Source organism: Allosediminivita pacifica (assembly GCF_003054175.1).
GTDB lineage: Bacteria > Pseudomonadota > Alphaproteobacteria > Rhodobacterales > Rhodobacteraceae > Allosediminivita > Allosediminivita pacifica.
The window spans coordinates 45182-66064 of the sequence record NZ_QBKN01000013.1; the positions used below are offsets into that span (position 1 = coordinate 45182).

The 20883-nt window shown below is 66.2% G+C and carries 17 protein-coding genes and 1 riboswitch; of the genes, 10 read left to right on the forward strand and 7 right to left on the reverse strand.

Going from position 1 to position 20883, the window contains the following annotated elements:
- Positions 1-97: 97 nt before the first annotated feature.
- The 4 genes from C8N44_RS11585 to C8N44_RS11600 are packed head-to-tail and all read right to left on the reverse strand — an operon-like array spanning position 98 to position 4009.
- Positions 98-1696 (reverse strand): ATP-dependent DNA ligase, encoded by a 1599-nt coding sequence (locus C8N44_RS11585; RefSeq protein WP_107976649.1) that lies wholly within the window; start codon positions 1694-1696, stop codon positions 98-100.
- Positions 1693-2715, reverse strand: coding sequence for a ligase-associated DNA damage response exonuclease (locus C8N44_RS11590; RefSeq protein ID WP_107976652.1), 1023 nt, complete (start codon positions 2713-2715; stop codon positions 1693-1695). Before C8N44_RS11590 ends, C8N44_RS11585 begins: the two co-directional genes overlap by 4 nt.
- Before the next feature lie 38 nt (positions 2716-2753).
- Positions 2754-3722, reverse strand: a complete 969-nt coding sequence (locus C8N44_RS11595) for an alpha/beta fold hydrolase (protein ID WP_107976654.1) — start codon at positions 3720-3722, stop codon at positions 2754-2756.
- Positions 3722-4009 (reverse strand): SCP2 sterol-binding domain-containing protein, encoded by a 288-nt coding sequence (locus C8N44_RS11600; RefSeq protein WP_107976657.1) that lies wholly within the window; start codon positions 4007-4009, stop codon positions 3722-3724. The genes C8N44_RS11595 and C8N44_RS11600 overlap by 1 nt, the downstream gene beginning before the upstream one ends.
- A 121-nt stretch (positions 4010-4130) precedes the next feature.
- Here C8N44_RS11600 and C8N44_RS11605 point away from each other — a divergent pair, with 121 nt between their 5' ends.
- The 5 genes from C8N44_RS11605 (at position 4131) to C8N44_RS11625 (ending at position 9217) form a co-directional block, all read left to right on the forward strand.
- Positions 4131-4640: a tetratricopeptide repeat protein gene (locus C8N44_RS11605; RefSeq protein WP_107976809.1), complete on the forward strand. Its 510-nt coding sequence runs from the start codon at positions 4131-4133 to the stop codon at positions 4638-4640.
- 25 nt (positions 4641-4665) lie between these two features.
- Positions 4666-7629 carry a helicase-related protein gene (locus C8N44_RS11610; protein ID WP_107976659.1) on the forward strand — a complete coding sequence of 988 codons (2964 nt, stop codon included), beginning with the start codon at positions 4666-4668 and terminating at the stop codon, positions 7627-7629.
- Positions 7630-8010, forward strand: a complete 381-nt coding sequence (locus C8N44_RS11615) for an RNA-binding S4 domain-containing protein (protein ID WP_107976661.1) — start codon at positions 7630-7632, stop codon at positions 8008-8010.
- A gap of 58 nt (positions 8011-8068) precedes the next feature.
- Positions 8069-8407 (forward strand): ferredoxin FdxA, encoded by a 339-nt coding sequence (gene fdxA / locus C8N44_RS11620; RefSeq protein WP_107976663.1) that lies wholly within the window; start codon positions 8069-8071, stop codon positions 8405-8407.
- A 300-nt stretch (positions 8408-8707) separates the two neighbouring features.
- Positions 8708-9217 carry a CarD family transcriptional regulator gene (locus tag C8N44_RS11625; protein WP_107976665.1) on the forward strand — a complete coding sequence of 170 codons (510 nt, stop codon included), beginning with the start codon at positions 8708-8710 and terminating at the stop codon, positions 9215-9217.
- A 70-nt stretch (positions 9218-9287) separates the two neighbouring features.
- On the opposite strand, the gene C8N44_RS11630 is transcribed toward C8N44_RS11625, so the two are convergent.
- Both C8N44_RS11630 and C8N44_RS11635 read right to left on the reverse strand, forming a co-directional pair.
- Positions 9288-11168 (reverse strand): monovalent cation:proton antiporter-2 (CPA2) family protein, encoded by a 1881-nt coding sequence (locus C8N44_RS11630; RefSeq protein WP_107976667.1) that lies wholly within the window; start codon positions 11166-11168, stop codon positions 9288-9290.
- Between the two features lie 119 nt (positions 11169-11287).
- Positions 11288-12214, reverse strand: coding sequence for an alpha/beta hydrolase (locus C8N44_RS11635; protein ID WP_107976669.1), 927 nt, complete (start codon positions 12212-12214; stop codon positions 11288-11290).
- A gap of 114 nt (positions 12215-12328) precedes the next feature.
- Positions 12329-12407, forward strand: a riboswitch (SAM riboswitch).
- A 62-nt stretch (positions 12408-12469) separates the two neighbouring features.
- Between C8N44_RS11635 and metZ the strand changes: the two genes are divergently transcribed.
- The 5 genes from metZ (at position 12470) to C8N44_RS11660 (ending at position 17157) form a co-directional block, all read left to right on the forward strand.
- A complete protein-coding gene (gene metZ / locus C8N44_RS11640; RefSeq protein WP_107976671.1) occupies positions 12470-13648 on the forward strand; it encodes an O-succinylhomoserine sulfhydrylase in 1179 nt (392 codons plus the stop codon).
- 129 nt (positions 13649-13777) lie between these two features.
- Positions 13778-14872, forward strand: coding sequence for a GTP cyclohydrolase FolE2 (folE2, locus tag C8N44_RS11645; RefSeq protein WP_107976673.1), 1095 nt, complete (start codon positions 13778-13780; stop codon positions 14870-14872).
- A 165-nt stretch (positions 14873-15037) separates the two neighbouring features.
- On the forward strand, positions 15038-15265 hold the full coding sequence (locus C8N44_RS11650) for a hypothetical protein (protein ID WP_107976676.1): 228 nt from the start codon (positions 15038-15040) through the stop codon (positions 15263-15265).
- Between the two features lie 30 nt (positions 15266-15295).
- Positions 15296-15676 carry a GFA family protein gene (locus tag C8N44_RS11655; protein ID WP_107976678.1) on the forward strand — a complete coding sequence of 127 codons (381 nt, stop codon included), beginning with the start codon at positions 15296-15298 and terminating at the stop codon, positions 15674-15676.
- Positions 15677-15708: 32 nt separating this feature from the next.
- Positions 15709-17157, forward strand: a complete 1449-nt coding sequence (locus tag C8N44_RS11660; RefSeq protein ID WP_107976680.1) for a TrkH family potassium uptake protein — start codon at positions 15709-15711, stop codon at positions 17155-17157.
- A 164-nt stretch (positions 17158-17321) separates the two neighbouring features.
- Here C8N44_RS11660 and C8N44_RS11665 read toward each other — a convergent pair whose 3' ends face one another.
- On the reverse strand, positions 17322-20507 hold the full coding sequence (locus C8N44_RS11665; protein WP_107976682.1) for a valine--tRNA ligase: 3186 nt from the start codon (positions 20505-20507) through the stop codon (positions 17322-17324).
- Positions 20508-20883: the final 376 nt, after the last annotated feature.

The window sequence follows — 20883 nt, forward strand, 5'->3', positions numbered from 1 at the left end:
CGGGATCCTCGTTGTCGTGTCCCGCCGACATAGGCGCGGGGGTGGGCGATTCACACCTGTCTTGGGCAGGAAATGCAAGGGGGACCGGGCGTCCCGCTCAGCCGTAGGCGTCGAGCAACTGCTTGAGGTCGTCGAGCGTGTTGGCGTCCTGCACTTGTTTGTCGTGACGCCAGCGCGACATGCGCGGGAAACGCAGGGCGACTCCGGACTTGTGGCGGGGCGAGGCGTGTATGCCTTCGAAGGCGATTTCGAAGACATGCTTAGGGGTGACCTGACGGACGGGGCCGAAGCGCTGTTGCGTGTTGCGGCGGACCCAGTGGGTGATGCGGTTGAATTCCTCGTCGGTGAGGCCGGAGTAGGCCTTGGTGAAGGGGACGAGGTCGTTGCCCTGCCAGACGGCGAAGGTGAAGTCCGTGAAGAGGTTGGCGCGGCGGCCGTGGCCCTGCTGGGCGTAGATCATCACCGCGTCGATGGTGAGCGGGTCGAGTTTCCACTTCCACCAGTCGCCCTTCTTGCGGCCCGAGAGATAGGGGCTGTCCAAGCGCTTGAGCATGACGCCCTCGGCGCGAAAGTCGCGGGCGGTGGCGCGCTGGGAGGCAAGGCTGTCCCAGCTGTCGAAGGCGATGCGCGGCGAGGGGCGGATGGGGGCATCCTTGGGGAGATTTTCGGCAAGATTTTCAAGGGTTGCGCGGCGCTCTTGAAGTGGCGTGTCACGCATGTCGCGGCCTGCGTGTTCCAGCAGGTCGTAGGCCAGCAGGATGACGGGCGCCTCCTTCAGGAGCTTCTTCGGCACGGTCTTGCGACCGATGCGTTGCTGAAGCGTGTTGAAGGGCATGGGCTGTTCCGCCTCGGCATCCCAGGCGACGATCTCGGCGTCGATCACGGTGCCGTCGGCCAGGAAGTCGCGCGCGCGGGCGAGCTCGGGGAAGCGGTCGGTCATCAGCTCTTCGCCGCGGGACCAGACGTGGTGGTCGCTGCCGCGGATCAGGAGCTGGCCGCGGATGCCGTCCCATTTCCATTCGGCCAGCCAGTCCTTCGGGTCTCCGAGGGACTCGGGTGGATCGTCGAGCTGGTAGGCGAGGTAGAAGGGATAGGGGCGGCTCTGGTCGGCGGCGGCATCCTCGGCCTCGATCAGAGCGTGGTAGCTGGTGGTTTCGGGTTTCCAGCCGCCCATGAGCCTGTGGGCAAGCACCGCCTCGTCCTGGCCCGTGGCCTGGGCGAGGGCGCGGGTCATGAGCTTGCGGCTGACGCCGATGCGGAAGCCGCCGGTGATGAGCTTGTTGAAGAGGAAGCGTTCGGTGTCGTCCTGCCGGTTCCAGGCGTCGAGGATGCGCTGCTTGCGGGTGTCGATGTCCACGTCATGAAGCGCGCGCAACGCGTTGATCCAGAAGGAAAGTGGTTCGTCGCTGTGCTGCTCGGCCGGGGGCAGGATGAGGGCGATGGTCTCGGCCAGATCGCCGACGATGGGATAGCTTTCCTCGACCAGCCAGAGCGGCAAGCTGGCGCGTTCGGCGGCCCATTCGCGCAGCTGCGTGGTGTTCACGGCACGCTTGGGACGGCGGCCCGAGAAGAGCGCGATGGTCCAGAGCTTGTCGGCGTCGTCGGCATTCTTGAAGTAATCGGCCAATGCCTTTGTTTTCGCGGTGGTTTTCGTCGTCTGGTCGACGGCGGTGAAGAGATCGGCGAAGGCTTTCACGAGGTGGCCTCCGCGAGCGCTTCGCTGTCGTCCTCGTCGCTGCCGAACTCGGTAGGGACCACCTGCGCATCCCAGCCTTCGGAGGTCAGATGCCGCGCGAAGATATCCGTGTAACCATGCGTTACAAATATCTTTTCCGCATCTGTCTCGCGGATCGTGCGCATCAGGTCAGGCCAGTCGACGTGATCCGAGACGACAAAGCCGCGGTCCGCGGCGCGGCGGCGGCGGACGCCGCGCAGGCGCATCCAGCCGCTGGCAAAGGCGGTGGAGGCGGCGCCGAAGCGGCGGCCCCAAGGCTGGGCCAGCGCCGAGGGCGGCGCGATGACGAGGGCGCCGGGGTGATCCTTGCCCTTGAGGTCGGGGGTGACGTGCAGCGTGTCGGGCAGGTCGTAGCCCTGCGCGCGCAGCACCTCGTTCGTGGCCTCGACCGCGCCGTGGGTGAGGATGGGGCCGATATCGGGGTCGAGCATCCTGAGCAGGCGCTGGGCCTTGCCGAGGCTGTAGGCGCCGAGGATCGAGGCGCGCCCGGCGGCGGCATTGGCGGCCCACCAGGCGTTGAGCTCGGCGCGAACCTCGGCCTCTTCCGGCCAGCGGAAGACGGGCAGGCCGAAGGTGCATTCGGTGATGAAGGCGTGGCAGCGGAGCGGCTCGAAGGGTTCCGACAGGCCGTCGTCGACGCGCTTGTAGTCGCCTGAGACGACCCAGACTTCTCCGCTGACCTCCACCCGGATCTGGGCGGAGCCGGGGATGTGGCCGGCGGGGTGGAACGAGACATCCGCGCTGCCGATGCGCCGCACCTCGCCGTAGCGGATGGTGTCGAGCGCGATTTCGCCAAGCCGGTGCCGGATCACTGGCGCGGCGCCCTCGGTCGCGAGGTAGCGGCGGTGTCCCGGCCGCGCGTGATCAGCGTGACCATGGGTGATCAGCGCCCGGTCCACCGGGCGCCAGGGGTCGATGAAGAAATCGCCTGCCGGGCAGTAGATGCCACGTTCGGTGAAGGTGAGGGCGGGGTCGGCCATTCTGGCCAGTATAGGGCGCCGCGTCCCCCGGGCCAGCGTCAGGCGCTGAGCGCGGTGCGTGCGCCATCCTCCTGCGAGAAGAGGGCGCAGGCCGCTTCGAGGATTCGGTTGCGGATCACGGGCCCTTCCATGAGCAGTTCATGCTCGCCGTTCTCGACCACCTCGAGCTTGCCCTTGGGCCAGGCGGCCATGCGGTCGTGCACGCGGTGCGTGTCGACGATGCGTTCGTTGGCGCCGATCCAGGTCAGGCAGGGCAGGTCGGGCGAGGGGCGGCGCGAGAGGTCGCGGCATTCGCCGAGCGCCTCGAGTACCCATGTGAGCGAGGGGCCGCCCAGGTGGAAACGCGGGTCGGCATCCACCTGCCGCTGCATGTAGTCCCACATCTCGCGGTCGCGGGTGAGCAGGTTGTCCTCGAAGGGCGAGCGGGCGACGTAGCTGTCCGACCCGGTGCCCGGCGCAAAGAGATGGCCGAGCCCGATGCGGCGGCTGCCCCAGCCGAGGGCCCAGGCCGCAGGTCGCACGGCAGCGCCGATGCGGATGCCCCACATCGGCCCGGTGAAGGCCGCGGCGCCCACGTCAAGCCCGTTCATCAGCGACCGGAGGCCGATGCAGCCGCCCATGGAATGCCCGAACAGGAAGCGGGGGCCGGGCAGGTCTAGCTGATCGACGAGGGCGAGCGCCGCTTCGACGTCGCGCTGGTAGTCCGCGAAGCGGTCCACGTGGCCGGTCAGCGCGTTTTCGAGCATCCGGTCGGCCATGCCCTGACCGCGCCAGTCGATGGCGATGGAGTGAAAGCCCCGGTCGGCAAGTCCGGCGGCGACGCGGCCGTATTTCTCGACGTATTCGGTGCGGCCCGGAAAGATCAGGACCGTGCCGCGGGCGGTCTCGGGGCCGGGGTAGTGGGCGATGCGCAGGCGGAGACCGTCGCTGGCCTGCACCCAGAAGGCCCGGGCCCCGGGCACGCTGTCGGCGAGTTCGGTCAGGAAGGGCGCCTGCGCAGTCTCCATCAGGACAGGACCTGGGCCAGCTGCATGGCCTTGCCCATGTCGCCGTCGATCTTGAGCTTGCCGGACATGAACGCCGAGGTGGGGTTCAGATCGCCTGCAATGATCTGCTGGAAGGTTTCGGTTTCGGCGGTGAGCGTGACGTCGGCGTCTTCGTCGCCCGCATGGGCGCCGGCCTCGTCGACGATGATGCTGCCCTCGTCCATCACGAACTTGGCGGTCCCGTCAAAGCCCTGGCCGCCCATCTTTTCGTTCAGGGCTGCCACCGCGGCGTTGATCGCGTCGCTCATTGCTGTTTTCCTCTCGATATCGTGCGCTGGCATTTGCCGGCGCTGGCGCTAGACTGACAAGATGATGGCGACCGTGATATCGAATATCAAATGTAGCGTGGCGGCATTTTCCGCGATGGTCATGTTTTCCATACCCGTCGCCGCGCAGGCGGTCGACGGAGCGGAAGGCCTTCTGGAGGAGCTTCGCACCGCCGAGTCTGAGGTCGCGGCACAGCGTCTGGAACGGCAGATCATCAATGCCTGGTCGAAGTCCGGGTCGCCCGCGCGGGACCTGCTGCTGACACGGGGGCGTGATGCGCTGGAGGTCGGTGACATTTCGGGTGCGATGGAGCACCTGCAGGCACTGACCGATCATGCGCCGGAGTTCGCCGAGGGCTGGCACGCGCTTGCGCTGGCCTACTTCCAGGCGGAACGGCTGGGCCTTGCCATGGATGCGCTCGAGCATACACTCGCGCTCAACCCCCATCACTTCGGCGCGCTGAAAGGGGTCGGTGCGATCCACCAGGCGACGGGCAATCCCGCGCTTGCGTATGCCGCCTACGAGAGAGTACTTGAGTTGAGACCGCACGACCCGGAGGTCGAACAGGCCCTCGAGCGGCTCGAGCAAGAGGTTAAGGGCACCGCCCTCTGAAATTCCGAATTCCAAAGGCGGCCCCATGGGCGAACGCGCGAGGGTCGCGGCCATTCTCGGCCCGACCAACACTGGCAAAACCCACTACGCTCTCGAACGGATGCTCGGTCACAGGACCGGGATGATCGGGCTGCCCCTGCGGCTGCTCGCCCGCGAGGTTTATGACCGGCTGGTGGCGATCCGGGGGCCTTCGGTGGTAGCGATGATCACCGGCGAGGAACGCATCGTGCCGCCGCGGGCGCAGTACTGGGTCTGCACCGTCGAGGCCATGCCCGAGGGCATGGGCTGCGATTTCGTGGCCATCGACGAGATCCAGCTTTGCGCCGATCCCGAGCGGGGGCATGTGTTCACCGACCGGCTGCTGCGGATGCGAGGCACGAAGGAGACGCTGTTCCTGGGTTCCGACACCATGCGCGGTCCCATCGCGCAGCTGGTCAAAGGGTGTGAATTCGTGCGCCGCGAGCGCATGAGCCAGCTCACCTACACCGGGTCGAAGAAGGTCAGCCGGATCAAGCCGCGCACGGCCATCGTCGGGTTCTCGGTCGAGAACGTCTATGCCATGGCCGAGCTTCTGCGCCGTCAGAAGGGCGGGGCGGCCGTGGTCATGGGCGCACTGAGCCCCCGTACCCGGAATGCGCAGGTCGAGATGTATCAGCGCGGCGACGTGGATTACCTGGTGGCGACGGATGCTATCGGCATGGGATTGAACCTCGACATCGACCACGTGGCGTTTTCCTCGCTGGTGAAGTTCGACGGGCGGCGGATGCGTCCGCTGCAGCCCAACGAGCTGGCGCAGATCGCCGGGCGCGCGGGGCGGGGCATGAGCGACGGGACCTTCGGGGTGACCGGCGATACGGGGCCGATCCCCGACGAATGGGTCGAGGCCATCGAGAACCACAGTTTTACGCCGCTCAAGAAGTTGAACTGGCGGAACCACAAGCTGAGTTTCGGCAGCATCGACGCGCTGGAGCAGAGCCTCGAGATGCCGCCCGAGATCGAGGGGCTGGTGAAATCGCGCGAGGCCGACGACCTCATGGCGCTGCGATCGCTGGCGGGCGAGCCGGAGGTCGCGGCGCGGGCGCGGAACCCGCAATCGGTGCAGCTTTTGTGGGATGTCTGCCGGATCCCGGATTTCCGCGGCATCAGTCACGCGGAACATGCTGGCCTGTTGCAGGTTATCTTCAAGCATCTTCACGAGACCGGGGCGGTCCCGGAAGATTTCCTTGCGCGACAGGTGCGCAGGATCGACAGGACGGACGGCGACATTGACACATTGTCGAAACGACTCGCCTATATCCGCACTTGGACTTATGTCGCGCAGAGGCGTGGCTGGGTTCGGGACGATGCCCATTGGCGCGGGGAGACGCGCGCTGTAGAAGACCGCCTCTCGGACGCGCTGCACGAGCGTCTGACGCAAAGATTTGTTGACCGGCGCACTTCCGTGCTCTTGCGCCGGTTGAAGCAGAAGGAGGCCCTCTTGGCCGAGGTGAACGACAAGGGTGAAGTGACCGTCGAGGGCGAATTCGTCGGACGGCTCGAGGGGTTCCGGTTCCGTCAGGACAAGGACGCCACCGGGCAGGAGGCGAAAACCGTACGCCAGGCCTCGGTGCAGGCCCTGGCGCCGCATTTCCATTTGCGGGCGGATCGCTTCTACAATGCCCCCGATACGGAGATCGACTTCACCGAGCAGGGTGGCCTCATGTGGGGCGATCAGGCGGTGGGCAAGCTCGTCAAGGGCGACGATCCCCTCAAGCCGCGCGCGGCGGCCTTCGTCGATGACGAGGCCGGTGCCGATGTGGCGCAGAAGGTGGAACGCCGCCTGCAGCATTTCATCGACCGCAAGATCACGGCGCTTTTCGAGCCGCTGGTGAAGATGCGCGACGACGAGACCCTAACCGGGCTGGCGCGTGGCTTTGCCTTCCGCATGGTCGAAGCCATGGGCGTGCTTCCGCGCGCCGACGTGGCCGACGAGGTCAAGGCGCTCGATCAGGAGGCGCGCGGCTCGCTGCGCAAGCACGGCGTCCGCTTCGGTCAGTACACGATCTTCATGCCGCTTCTGCTGAAGCCGGCACCGACGCGTCTGCGGCTTGTGCTCTGGAGCCTTGCCAACGGGCTGGACGTCTTCCCCGAGGCGCCGCCGCCGGGCCTGGTGACCGTGCCGAACCTGCCCGAGGTGGAGGATGCGCATTACATGCTGGCGGGCTATCGCCCGGCTGGTGCGCGCGGCATCCGCATCGACATGCTGGAGCGTCTGGCCGATCTTCTGCGCGCCGAGGACACGCGCGGCGGATTCGAGGCCAAGGCCGACATGCTGTCGATCACGGGTCTGACGCTAGAGCAGTTCGCCGACCTGATGCAGGGGCTGGGCTACCGCGCCGAGCAGGGCGAGCGCACCAAGGAGAAGCCGGTCGACGAGACCGTCGCGGGCTCCGAGCAGACCACCACGCAGGAAGAGGTCGTGGCCGAGGCGGTCGAGGATACGCCGGTCATGGATGCGGCGCAGGACAGCGTTCCGGGCGAAGCCCCCGAAGCCGAGGTCGCGCCCGAGCCTGCCGATGTCGAGGAGCCCGTGGCCGAGATCGCGGACCAGGGCGAGGCGCCCATCGCGGAGGAACCCGCGGAAGAGACGCCCGACAGCCCGGTGCCCGACACGCCCGAAGAGGAAATCCTGCCCGGCACCGCGCCGGACGAGGGGATCGCCGGTCCCGAGATGGAGGTCTTCTATACCTTCACCTGGGCCGGGAACCGGGGCAACAAGCCGCGCGGAAACCGCAACCCCCGGCGTGATGCGAAGGGTGGCGGCGAGGCGCGCGGTGGCGACAAGCCACGCGGCAAGGGCAAGCCCAAGGGCGGCAAGCCGCAGGGCAAGGGCGGTGGCGATCGCGGGGCCAAGAGCTTCGAATCCCGCCCGCCGCGCCGCAAGGACAAGCCGATCGACCCGGACAATCCCTTCGCTGCGGCGCTCATGGGGCTGAAGGACAAGCAGTAATTGGCGGAACAGGCGGCGCGGCTGCGCATCGACAAATGGCTCTGGCAGGCGCGTTTCTTCAAGACGCGCTCGCTGGCCTCAAAGGTCGTCTCGGCCGGCAAGTGCCGGCTGAACGGCGCACCCGTCGCCAAGCCGTCCCGCAACGTCGAGCCCGGGGATGTCCTGACCTTCCCGCAGGGCCATGACGTGCGGGTGATCCGGATTGTCGCGCTGGGCGAGAGACGGGGGCCCGCGCCCGAGGCGCAGGCGCTTTACGAGGATCTTTCCCCGCCGGAACAAAAGGAAAAAGACCCCGCAGCGCCCAAAGTAGATGCAGGTGGTCGCCCGACGAAGCGTCAGCGCCGCGAGTTCGAAAAGTCACGCTTCCGGGCGCTTGAATGATCCTCGGCACTCCATTAGCTGTCCACGGAACGTCTGGCTATACGGATACCGACACCACATGACCTACGTCGTCACCGACAATTGCATCGCCTGCAAATACACTGATTGCGTCGAAGTCTGTCCCGTGGACTGTTTCTACGAAGGCGAGAACATGCTGGTGATTCACCCGGACGAGTGCATCGACTGCGGTGTCTGCGAACCGGAATGCCCCGCCGATGCCATCCGTCCGGATACGGAACCGGACATGGAGAAATGGGTCGAGTTCAACCGGAAGTACTCGGAAGCCTGGCCGGTGATCATCACCAAGAAGGACGAGCTTCCCGAAGCGGAAGAGCGTGACGGCGAGACCGGCAAGCTTGAAAAGTACTTTTCGGAAGCGCCCGGCGAGGGCGGCTGAGAACGATTCGCGCCGGCGTCAGTCGCCGGCGCGTGAACACAGGGAAATTTGCCTGCAATTCTCGGGATTTGCAGGATATTCCTCGTGCTTTGTATCCTCCTAGGATGAGGCGCGAAAATGTGTTATAGATCTATTACATATCAGACCGTCATGGGGCGGCCCCGGGGGCCCGCCCGCAGTTGGTGGCTTGTGCTGCGATAATGCTTGAGGTGATCGGGAATCCGCGGATACCCGCTCGCCTTTATTGTCGCCTGCACAGGCCATCCCTCACCTGACGGAAGCCGCGAGGACCAGACATAGATGACAAAAGTCAAGAAATCCGAATTCCGGCCCAACGACCACGTGGTGTACCCGGCGCATGGCGTCGGGCAGATCATGTCCATCGAAGAGCAGGAAATCGCCGGCATCAAGCTGGAACTGTTCGTGATCTCCTTCGAGAAGGACAAGATGACCCTGCGCGTGCCGACGCACAAGGCCACCGAGGTGGGAATGCGTTCGCTGAGCACGCCGGACGTGGTCGATCAGGCCATGAAGACGCTCAAGGGCAAGGCCAAGGTCAAGCGGGCCATGTGGTCGCGCCGTGCGCAGGAATACGAGCAGAAGATCAATTCCGGCGACCTGATCGCCATTGCCGAGGTCGTGCGCGACCTGCACCGTGCGGATGACCAGCGCGAGCAGAGCTACTCGGAGCGTCAGCTCTACGAGGCGGCGCTCGAGCGGCTGACGCGCGAAGTTGCTGCCGTCTCCGGTGGCGACGAGGTCAGTGCCGCGCGCCAGGTGGACGAGGTGCTCGGCCTGCGCGCCGCCTGATCCGCAGTCTTTCGGCTGACTATTGAACCGCGTCCCTCTGGGGCGCGGTTTTTTCGTACGCCGGTCGTGGTCAGGCGGCGTCCTCGCGCCCGCGGATTTCCAGCGCGGTGAAGAGGGCGGTCTCAAGCTCCTTCTCAAGCTCCTTGGCGCGCTCGATGTAGGCGGTGTTCTGGTCGGCCGGGATCGCGGGATCCCAGAGCTTGGCCAGTTCGCGCACGGTTTCGCGGTCGTGGTGGAAGAAGGTTTCCTGCGCCACGGCGGCCTCGTACTCGGTCATGCCGATGTTCTCGAGCACGTAGCGCCCGGCCCGCAGGGAGCTGTCGAACATCTCGCGCACGATGTCGTTCGCGCCGGCGCGATAGAGCCGGTAGACGTGCGAGCGGTCACGGGCGCGGGCGACGATGTGCAGGTCGGGGCGCAGGCGGCGGGCATAGGCCACGAGCTTGGTCACCGCCTTGGGGTCGTCGAGCGCCACGACCAGCACGCGCGCGCTGTCGATGCCTGCGGCGTGCAGCAGTTCCGGGCGGGTCGGGTCGCCGAAGAAGCCCTTGTAGCCGTAGCGGCGCATGAGCTGGATGGTCTTCATGTCGTGGTCGATGATGACCGTGTTGTGCCCGGCGGAGCGCACCAGCCGGTTCACGATCTGCCCGAAGCGGCCGATGCCCGCGATGATGACGGGACCCTTCTCGTCGATCTCGTCGTCGGGGGGCTGATCGGCGCTTTCCTCGGCCATGCGGTTGGAGAGCCAATCGTAGAGGATGAAGAGCAGCGGCGTGATGAGCATCGACAGCGCCACCACCAGCAGCAGGCGGTCGCCGAGCGGTTCGCTCAGCACGTTCTGCTGAAGCGCGAAGGAGATCAGGACGAAGCCGAATTCGCCGGCCTGGGCGAGGCTGAGGGTGAAGAGCCACTGGCCCCGTCCGCGCAGCCCGAAGAGCAGCCCGAGGCCGTAGAGGATCACGCCCTTGAGGACGATGAGCCCGAGCGCGAGGCCGACGATGACGAAGGGCTCGGAGATGAGGCCGGGGATGTCGATGCCCGCGCCGACGGTGATGAAGAAGAGCCCCAGAAGCAGCCCCTTGAAGGGTTCGATGTCGGATTCGAGCTCGTGGCGGAATTCGGAGTTGGCGAGCACCACGCCGGCGAGGAAGGTGCCGAGTGCCGGAGAGAGACCCACGGACATCATGAGCGAGCCGATGCCCACCACTATGAGCAGCGCGACCGCGGTGAACATCTCGGGCAGGCGGGCGGCGTGGATGAATCGGAAGAGCGGACGCGCGCCGTAGATGCCAGCAAGGATGATCGCCGCGATGGCCCCGAGGGTCACGAGGGTGACGCCCCATGCCGGCAGCCCCTCGACCAGCGATAGGGTGGCGTGGGATTCCTCGTGGTGATCACCGGCGCGCAGGATGGCGCCGTCCTCGCCGAGGCTAATCATGGGGCCGGCGGCCAGCAGCGGCATAATGACGAGCATCGGGATGACGGCGATGTCCTGCGTCAGCAGCACCGAGAAGGCGGATCGCCCGCCTTGCGTCTGCATCAGCTTCTTTTCGTTGAGCGTCTGTAGGACTATGGCGGTCGAGCTGAGCGCCAGCAGCATGCCGACGGCCACTGAGGTGGGCCAGGCGAGGCCCAGCAGCCAGCCGCAGGCCGAGACGGCCGCGGTGGTGAGCAGGATCTGCAGACCGCCGAGCCCGATCAGGCGGTGCCGCATGTCCCAGAGTGCCCGGGGTTCGAGCTCGAGCCCGATCAGGAAGAGCATCATGACCACGCCGAATTCGGCGAAGTGCTGGATGTCCTCGGTGTTCACGACAAGGCCAAGGCCGGGACCGATCGCGAGGCCGGCAAGCAGGTAGCCAAGGACCGATCCGAGCCCGAGCCTTGCAGCGATCGGCACCGCGATGACCGCCGCACCGAGGAAGATCGTGGCTTGGAACAGAAATGAATCCATGTCTCAAAGGGCTCCGGTTCTGGGATACATGCAGGATGCGGTGCATGTGTGTCCCTGTGCAACCGCTGGCCGCGAAATGACGGGGAAAGATGACGCAGGTTTGAGCGGTTGGCCGCGGATCAGCGGGCGGCGGGCTGGCCACCCTGCGCGATCGGGGCCCGGGGCAGCGCCGGGATCAGGCGCGACCAGCGCGGCGTGCCCTCGTCGGGCAGAAGCGCCCGGAGACGTGAGAGGGGCAGGGCCCCGGACAGAACCCTGCGGTAGAGCGGGAAGACGCCTTCGCGGGTGTAGGGGGACCAGTGGCAGATCCGGCGTAGCGGCGGCGCGATGCGGAAACCGGCGGTTTCAAGGGCCTCGAGGCTGCGCAGATCGTCGAGCTGAAGCGTCACCATGTTGGGCAGCCGGAGGCCTCCGAGGCCGAGCATGCGGTCGCCGGGGTGGGGCGACGCGACGAGGCGTTCCAGCAGGAAGTCGAAGAGGTCGTTTTCGCGGCTGGTGACGTTCAGCACCTGCGTCCCGGGCCCGGCATGGTGCAGCGCGGCTGCGGCGGTGCCCGAAAATTCGGCCGCGGCCAGCAGGATGCCGCGGGAGACAGTGCCGGGCCGGCTGAGGGCGATGGCCCGAAGGGTGACCCGGGCGCCGAGGGAGTGGGCGATGACGTGGATCGGTCGGTCTGGGGCGATGGCATGGATGCGCGCGAAGAGCCCGGCCATGGCATCGCCGGCCTGTTCCGCGCGGCGGTGGGCGGCCCAGATGGAGCCCCGCGCAGACCAGCCGAAGGAGATGCCGAGCCCCTCGCCATATTGGCCCTGAAGGCCGAGGTGGCTAGGCCAGCTTAGGATGCGTGCGTCCGCACGGGTGGGTTCCGCCGCCTGCAGCGAGGTATGCGGGCAGTGCACCGGGTGGCCGGGCAGGTACTTGTAGCCGTGAACCATCAGCGTCACCGGGCCCGGATCGGCCTGCAGGGCGGCGCGAAGGCTGCGCGACGCGCCTTCTGTTCCGAGCTCAAGTCCGGTGTCCGTTGCGGTTGCGCGTAGAATGGGCATGGCAGTGCTCCACTACATCTTGTGGCGAGCGCCTAAGCCAAGCCTGCAAAGCTTTCGTGAAAGCTTGGTTACACCAACGTGAAGCCCTTGATTTGTGGCGGCGGCGCCTCTATCCGCTTCGCACGTGGCGATTTGTTCACCGGATTGCGGGCCACGTAAAACATCCCGCTAAAGAGGTCGGACGGAAGGGCCCCTTTCGCTTGACCGCGACAGGGGCTTTTTTGTTGGGTCTACGCGGCCCTTGAAAGGATCGACATGGCAGACAAGCGCAAAAGAACGAACCTCGTGCACGGCGGCACGCGGCGAAGCCAGTACGGAGAGGTCAGCGAAGCAATCTACCTCACGCAGGGGTTCGTCTACGACACGGCGGAGGCCGCCGAGGCCCGGTTCCTCGAAACGGGGCCGGACGAGTTCATTTATGCCCGCTACGGCAACCCGACGGTCGCCATGTTCGAGGAACGGCTGGCGCTGCTGGAAGGCACCGAGGACTGTTTCGCCACCGCGAGCGGCATGGCGGCCGTGAACGGCGCGCTGACGGCGATGCTGCAGGCGGGCGATCACGTGGTGTCCGCCAAGGCGCTGTTCGGCTCGTGCCTCTATATCCTCGAGAACGTGCTGGGGCGCTTCGGGGTCGAGGTGACCTTCGTCGACGGCACCGACCTGAAGGCCTGGGAAGAGGCGATCCGCCCGGACACCAAGGCGGTCTTTTTCGAGAGCATGGCCAACCCGACGCTGGAGCTTGTCGACATCGAGGGCGTGGCGAAGCTGGCCCATGCCAAGGGGGCGCTGGTGGTCGTGGACAACGTCTTTTCGACGCCGATCTATTCGCGCGCGGTGGAGCAGGGGGCCGACGTGGTCGTCTACTCGGCCACCAAGCACATCGACGGGCAGGGCCGTGCGCTGGGCGGCGCGATCCTCGGCACCAAGGAGCACATCCGCGGTGTGGTCGAGCCCTACATGAAGCACACCGGCGGCTCGATGAGCCCGTTCAACGCTTGGGTTATGCTCAAGGGCATGGAAACGCTCGACCTGCGGGTGCGGGCGCAGACCCAGTCCGCGGGCGAGATCGCCAAGGCGCTGGAAGGGCATCCGAAGCTGAACCGGCTGATCTATCCCGGTGCCGACAGCCACCCGCAGGGCGAGCTTGTCGCGCGGCAGATCGGGGCGGGCGGCACCATGCTGGCCTTCGACCTGAAGGGCGGCAAGGACGAGGCCTTCCGCTTTCTCAACGCGCTCGAGGTCATCATCATCTCGAACAACCTCGGGGATGCGAAGTCGATCATCACGCACCCGGCCACAACGACGCACCAGCGGCTCAGCGACGAGCAGCGCGAGGAACTGGGCATCGGCCCGGGGCTCGTGCGCCTGTCGGTGGGGATCGAGGATCCCGAGGACCTGATCGCCGATCTGAAGGGGGCGCTCGAGGCTGTCTGACCCCGAAGGGGTGGGGGGAGTGATCCACCCGCCCGTTTCGCGCGTACCCTGACAACAAGACGGGCGATTGGAAAACGCCGCCCAAGTTCTTACGTCTACAGGGAACGCACGGGCAGGGAGCCTGAAGCCATGAACATGCATACGCCGGAAATCGACCGCAAGCCGAGCCGCGAGGAAGCGGAACGGGCACTGGAACTGCTCCGCCGCTGGGCCGGCAAGGCGAAGGACACCGAGATCGCGGAACTCGACCCGGCCGTGAAGCGGCTGGTCGAGGGCGCGGACGACTATCCCGCGCTGCGGCGCGAGTATCCGGACGGGTTTACCGTCGACGCCGACTACAAGGAAACGCTGCCGGATCTTCAGAACGGCCCGGCGGCGCTGATCCGCGGCGAGAACCGCGGTATCCAGCACGTGGGGATTTCCAACTTCCGCCTGCCGATCGCCTATCACACGCGCGACAACGGCGACCTCGTGCTCGAGACGAGTGTGACGGGGACCGTGAGCCTTGAGGCGGACAAGAAGGGCATCAACATGAGCCGCATCATGCGGTCGTTCTACGCCCATTCGGAAAAGACCTTCAGCTTCGAGGTGATCGAGGCGGCCCTGGACGATTACAAGAGCGATCTCGAGAGCTTCGACGCCCGCATCAACATGCGCCTGAGCTTTCCCATGAAGGTCGACAGCCTGCGGTCGGGACTGGCGGGCTACCAGTACTACGATATCGCGCTTGAGCTGGTCGAGGTGGACGGCGTGCGCCGCAAGATCATGCATCTGGATTACGTCTACAGCTCGACCTGCCCCTGTTCGCTGGAACTGAGCGAACACGCTCGGCGCGAGCGCGGACAGCTTGCCACGCCGCATTCGCAGCGGTCGGTGGCGCGCGTGTCGGTGGAGCTGTCGGGCGACGACTGCCTGTGGTTCGAGGATCTGGTGGACATGTGCCGCCGCGCGGTGCCGACCGAGACGCAGGTCATGGTCAAGCGCGAGGACGAACAGGCCTTTGCCGAGCTGAATGCTGCCAACCCGATCTTCGTCGAGGACGCAGCGCGGCTGTTTGCCGAGCAGCTTCAGGCGGATGCGCGGGTCGGTGACTACCGGATCGTCGCCAGCCACCAGGAAAGCCTGCACAGCCACGACGCGGTTTCGGTGCTGACCGAGGGTGATCTCTTCTCGGCCGACAGCCTTGATCCCAAGCTGTTCTCGACGCTCTTCCACGTGGGCTGAGGCCCGCACAGGAAGCGATGGAGCATGAAGCGCCCGGCCCCGTGCCGGGCGCTTTTTTGTGCAGGAATGCTGCAGTGCAGCAAAAATTTGCGATGCGGAAGGGAAATCTTCAGCCCTCGCGCGTTAGCTGGCCGACAGAGGCAGTGCCGAGGCAAGGAGGCAGCCATGACAACCCCCAACGTCCGCATCGCGATGGGGCGGGAATCGCTCCACGGCAAGATCGACCGATTTTTCACCGAGCGCGGCTTCGGGGTGAACCCCGACGGATTGCGGCGGGCCCGGATGCGCGAGATCATCACGCTCGAGATCATGAGCGACGCCGAGCTGGCGCACCTGGGTATCGGACGGGACGAGATCCTGCCTTTTGTCTTCCGCGACCTGCTGGCCGCCTGATAGGCTTCCCCGGGCAAGCGGGGAAGATCCATGGACGAGATACGCGGTCATTGCCTGTGCGGGGCCTGCAGCTTCAGCCTGCGGGGGCCGCACAACTGGGTGGCGCATTGCCATTGCGAGAGTTGCCGTAGGGCGACGGCCTCGCCCATGACGACATTCATCGGGCACCCGGACGGAGCCTGGAACTGGACGGGCCAGATACCCGCCCGGTACGAGAGCAGCCCCGGACAGACGCGGGGGTTCTGCGCGACATGCGGCTCGCCCATGTTCTACGCCTCCGACCGCTTCCCGGGCGAAACCCATTTTTATGCGGCGCTGCTGGAGGATCCCTCCGGCCTCGTGCCGTCGGTCACCTACCATGGTGACGAGGCGCTGCAATGGGCGCCGACGCTCTGTCCTGCTGAAGCTTGACACCCCCGACAGGGGCGACCAAGGCTTCGCGCATGTTCGACGTCCGTCCTGTCGCCTACGTGATCGGTCTTCTCGTGACCTGCCTCGGTGCCACCATGCTGCTGCCGCTCATGGTCGATATCGTCGAGGGCAGGGGGCAATGGCACGTCTTTGCCGAAAGTGCCATCCTGACCATGCTCGTGGGCGGGCTGACGGCGCTCTCCTGCTCGGATGCCGGGCGGCAGGGGTTGTCGATCCAGCAGACCTTCCTGCTGACATCGAGCGTCTGGGGCGTACTGCCCCTGTTCGGGGCGCTTCCCTTCGTCTTCGGCGCCACCGAGGCCAGCTTCGTCGACGCCTATTTCGAGGCGATGTCGGGGCTTACGACCACCGGATCGACCGTCTTCAGCAATCTCGACACCATGCCGAAGGGGCTGCTGCTGTGGCGGGGGCTTCTGCAGTGGCTCGGCGGGATCGGTATCGTCGTTGTGGCCATGGTCTTCCTGCCCGAGCTTCGGGTGGGTGGCATGCAGATCTTCCGCTCCGAAGGCTTTGATACCATGGGGAAGATCCTGCCGCGCGCGACGCAGATCAGCTCCTCGATCTCGACCATCTACGTGACGCTAACACTCGTCTGTGCCGGGGCCTACCTGCTGACCGGCATGAACCCCTTCGATGCCACGGTGCATGCCATGACCACCATGTCGACGGGCGGGTTTGCCAATTACGACGCCTCGTTCGGGGCATTCTCGGGTGCGCCGGAATACGTAGCCTCGGTCTTCATGATCCTCGCGGCGCTGCCCTTCGTGCGCTACGTGCAGTACGTGGCAGGCGACCGGGGGGCCATCTGGCGGGATATCCAGGTGCGCGGTTTCGTGTTCACCATCGGCGCGCTGGTGATTGTCGTGTCGGTCACGCTGCTGGCGGTCTTTCCGCACCATCCCGAACAGGCGGTGCGCGAGGCGCTGTTCAATATCGTCTCGATCATTTCGGGCACGGGCTATGCGAGCGTCGACTACATGGGCTGGGGCCCGTTCCTGGTCATGCTCTTCTTCTTCATCGGGCTGATCGGGGGCTGCGCGGGGTCGACCGCCTGTTCGGTCAAGATCTTCCGCTACCAGCTGCTCTTTGCTTCGGTGCGGGTGCAGTTGCGCCGCATCCGGGCGCCTCACGGGATCTTCACGCCGCGCTATGACGGACGCCCTGTGACCGAGGAGATCCTGAACTCGGTCATGGTCTTCTTCGTGTTCTTCGTCGTGTCGCTGGGGGTGCTATCGGTGGCGCTGAGCCTGACGGGGCTCGACTTCATCACCTCGCTCTCTGGGGCGGCGACGGCGCTGGCCAATGTCGGCCCGGGCCTTGGCCCCGAGATCGGGCCGGCGGGGAACTTCGCGGGGCTCAGCGACACCGCGAAATGGATGCTGGCCTTTGCGATGCTCGTGGGCCGGCTGGAACTGATGACGGTCTACGCGATGTTCACGCTCCGGTTCTGGAGGGCGTGAGGCCGGTTCCGCGACCGGAGCCCGGCAAGGCTCCGGTCCGCGTCAGGCGCTGCATTTTTGATACTTGAAAGACTGCTTCGGCTGCGCAGAGCGGGCGACGCGCAACGGTCGCCTGTGGTCGCGGGCGCCCGATGCACAAGCCCCGGGTGCCCGCGTGAGTGGCGTCAGCCGATTTCCTCGAGTCGCCGCATTGCATCCTGTAGCTTGGCCTTCTCGTCCTCGCGGGCGGCAAGGTTGCCCTCGGCCTCGGCCACCACCTCTTCGGGGGCGCTTTCGCGGAACTTCGGATTGTTCAGCCGGCCCTTGAGGCCGCCGATCTCCTTGTCGAGCTTGCCGATGGTCTTTTCGAGCCGGGCCTTTTCCTCAGCCACGTCGATGATGTCGGCGAGCGGCAGGCCGAAGACGGCGCCGCCCACGGGCACAGTTGCGCAGCCCTTCGGGAAGGCGTCGACCTTCTCAAGGCTCTCGATCCGGGCGAGGCGCTGGATGAGCGTCGCGTTGCGCGCCCATGCGGCGTCTTCGTGCGCCGTGATTTCCGTCACGAGCATCGGGATGTGCAGGCCAGCGGGCACGTGCATCTGGGCGCGGGCGGACCGCACGCCGTCGACGACGCCGATCACCCAGGACATCTCGCGCTCGGCCGCCGGATCGACGACCGCGGCGGTGTAGGTCGGCCAGTCGCGATGCACCAGAAGCTCGCCCCGCTTTGCCGTGGTGCCCCAGAGCTCTTCGGTGATGAAGGGCATGAAGGGGTGCAGCATGATCAGGCACTGGTCGATGACCCAGGCCATGCAGGTCTTGGTTTCAGCCGCGACGGCGGGGTCCTCGGAGGCCAGCAGCGGCTTGGCGAATTCCACGTACCAGTCGCAGACCTTGTGCCAGGTGAAGGCGTAGAGCCCGTTGGCTGCGTCGTTGAAGCGGTATTCCTGAAGCGCGGCATCGACGGTTTCGCGGACCTTTGCGGTCTCGCCCACGATCCAGCGGTTCACGGTCTGCGTCGCTTCGGGCACGGCGTCGGGCGCCAGCGTCGTGTGACCCTCGAAGGCGCCGTTCATCTCGGCAAAGCGCGTGGCGTTCCAGAGCTTGGTGCCGAAGTTGCGGTAGCCCGCGATGCGGTCGACCGAGAGCTTCAGCACGCCGCCGATGGAGGCCATGGAGGCATTGGTGAAGCGCAGGGCGTCGGCCCCGTATTCGTCCACGATTTCAAGCGGGTCGATGACATTGCCCGTGGTCTTGGACATCTTCTTGCCCTTCTCGTCGCGGACGAGCTGGTGCAGGTAGACCGTGTGGAAGGGCACCTCGTCGACCACGGCAAGCTGCATCATCATCATCCGGGCGACCCAGAAGAAGAGGATGTCGAAGCCGGTGATGAGCACCGAGGTCGGGAAGAAGCGGTCGAGCTCGTCGGTCTGTTCGGGCCAGCCCAGCGTACCGATGGGCCAGAGCCCGGACGAGAACCAGGTGTCGAGCACGTCGGGTTCGCGCCAGACCGGGTAGACCAGCTGGGTGGGGTCCTGCGTCGTCTCGTAGGCGGCGAGGCTTTCGGCCAGCTGGTGAATGGCGGTGGCGCGGTCCTCGACCTCGACCACGCGGGCGTGGTTGAGCGGCGTGGGCAGGCGGCCCAGCACGTCGCCGAAACGCGCGCGGACGCTGTCGAAATCGGCGGCGGCATGGTGGATGGCGTCGCCGGGCAGCATGGACTGCGCGTTGAGCAGGCGGCCCATCTCGACGAGATCCAGCGCGCCGTCACCCTCGTCATCCTTGAAACCCGGTGCGTCGAGGTCGAGCCCGTACCAGACAGGGATCTGGTGACCCCACCAGAGCTGGCGCGAGATGCACCAGGGCTCGATGTTCTCGAGCCAGTGGTAATAGGTCTTCTCGCCGCTTTCGGGCATGATCGTGACGCGCCCGTTGCGCACCGCGTCGAGGGCCGGGCCCACGATCCTGGCGGCATCGACGAACCACTGGTCGGTCAGCATCGGCTCGATCACGACCTTCGAACGGTCGCCGTAGGGCTGCATGATCGGCTTGGATTCGACCAGCGGGACGAGCTTGTCCTCTTCGACGCGGTCCTCGCCGCCTTCCTCGGGGGCGAGCGGCTTTTTCGCCGCCTTGCCGAGACGCGGATCGCTTTCCTGCGTCATGACGGCGAGGCCTTCGGCGGTGATCTCCTCGACCACCTTCTCGCGCGCCTCGAAGCGGTCGAGCCCGCGCAGGTGGTCGGGGACGAGGTTCAGCGTGTCGACCTCGGCTTCGGTGAACTCGGCACCGTTCGCGATGTCCTGCGCCCGGGTGGCGGCATCGGCGTAGGGCGCGCCGTCGGCCCGCATCTGGCCTTGCGTGTCCATCAGGCGATACATGGGGATGCCGCCGCGCTTGGCCACCTGGTAGTCGTTGAAGTCATGCGCGCCGGTGATCTTCACCGCGCCCGAGCCGAAGGTCGGGTCGGGGTATTCGTCGGTGATGATCGGGATCAGGCGGCGGTGTTCCTTCGGGCCGACCGGGATCTCGCAGAGCTTGCCGACGATCGAGGCATAGCGTTCGTCCGAGGGGTGCACGGCCACGGCGCCGTCGCCCAGCATGGTCTCGGGGCGGGTGGTCGCGATCGAGATGTAGTCGCGCTCCTCCTGCAGAAGGACGTTCCCGTCTTCGTCCTTCTCGACGTAGGTATAGGTCTCGCCCCCGGCCAGCGGATACTTGAAGTGCCACATGTGGCCCGGGGTCTCGATGTTCTCGACCTCGAGGTCGGAAATCGCCGTCTCGAAATGCGGGTCCCAGTTCACCAGCCGCTTGCCGCGGTAGATCAGGCCCTTGTCGTACATGTCGACGAAGACCTTGATGACAGCATCGTGGAAATCGGGGCTGTTCTCGTGGCCCGTGCGCGGGTCACCCGGCGCGCCCGCCATGGTAAAGGCGTTGCGGTCCCAGTCGCAGGAACAGCCCAGCCGCTTGAGCTGGTTGACGATGGTGCCGCCGTATTCGCCCTTCCATTCCCAGACCTTGTCGAGGAACTCCTCGCGGCTCAGGTCGGTGCGGCGCAGGTTGCTTTCGGCCTTGAGCTTCTTCTCGACCTGGAGCTGCGTGGCGATGCCCGCGTGGTCCTGTCCCGGCTGCCAGAGCGTGTCGTGCCCCATCATCCGATGCCAGCGCGTCAGGATGTCCTGCAGCGTGTTGTTGAAGGCATGGCCCACGTGCAGGGCGCCTGTCACGTTCGGCGGCGGGATCATGACGCTGAACGAGGGCTTGCCTGGCTTTGCGTTCGCCCCCGCGCGGAAGGCGTGTGCCTGGTCCCAGAGGGCAGAAATGCGCGGCTCGGCCGCGGCGGCGTCGAAGGTCTTGTCCATCGCCATGATGTGGGCTCCCGGGGGCTCTTTCGTCTTTCGGTCCTGTTACCGAATGGGCGCAGGAAGGGAAAGGCGCCGCGGGCGTCCCGTGCAAATGCACCGCAGCCGGGCGGTCTTCGTGATGGCGCGTGGGAAAATGAAAAACGGCGACGCCAGGGAGGAGGAGAGGCGCCGCCGTTTCAGGCATCGGACCCTCAGGGAGGAGGAGAGAGGGCCCAATTCGATGCGGGCGTCGGGCCCGCGATGTTCTGGTTGCGGCGGTGCCAGGGAGGAGGAGAGGCACCGCCGCGAGGATCAGGCCCTCAGGGAGGAGGAGAGAGGACCCAATGCTGTCGGGCCCGAAGGCCCTTATTCGTCGCGGCGGCACCAGGGAGGAGGAGAG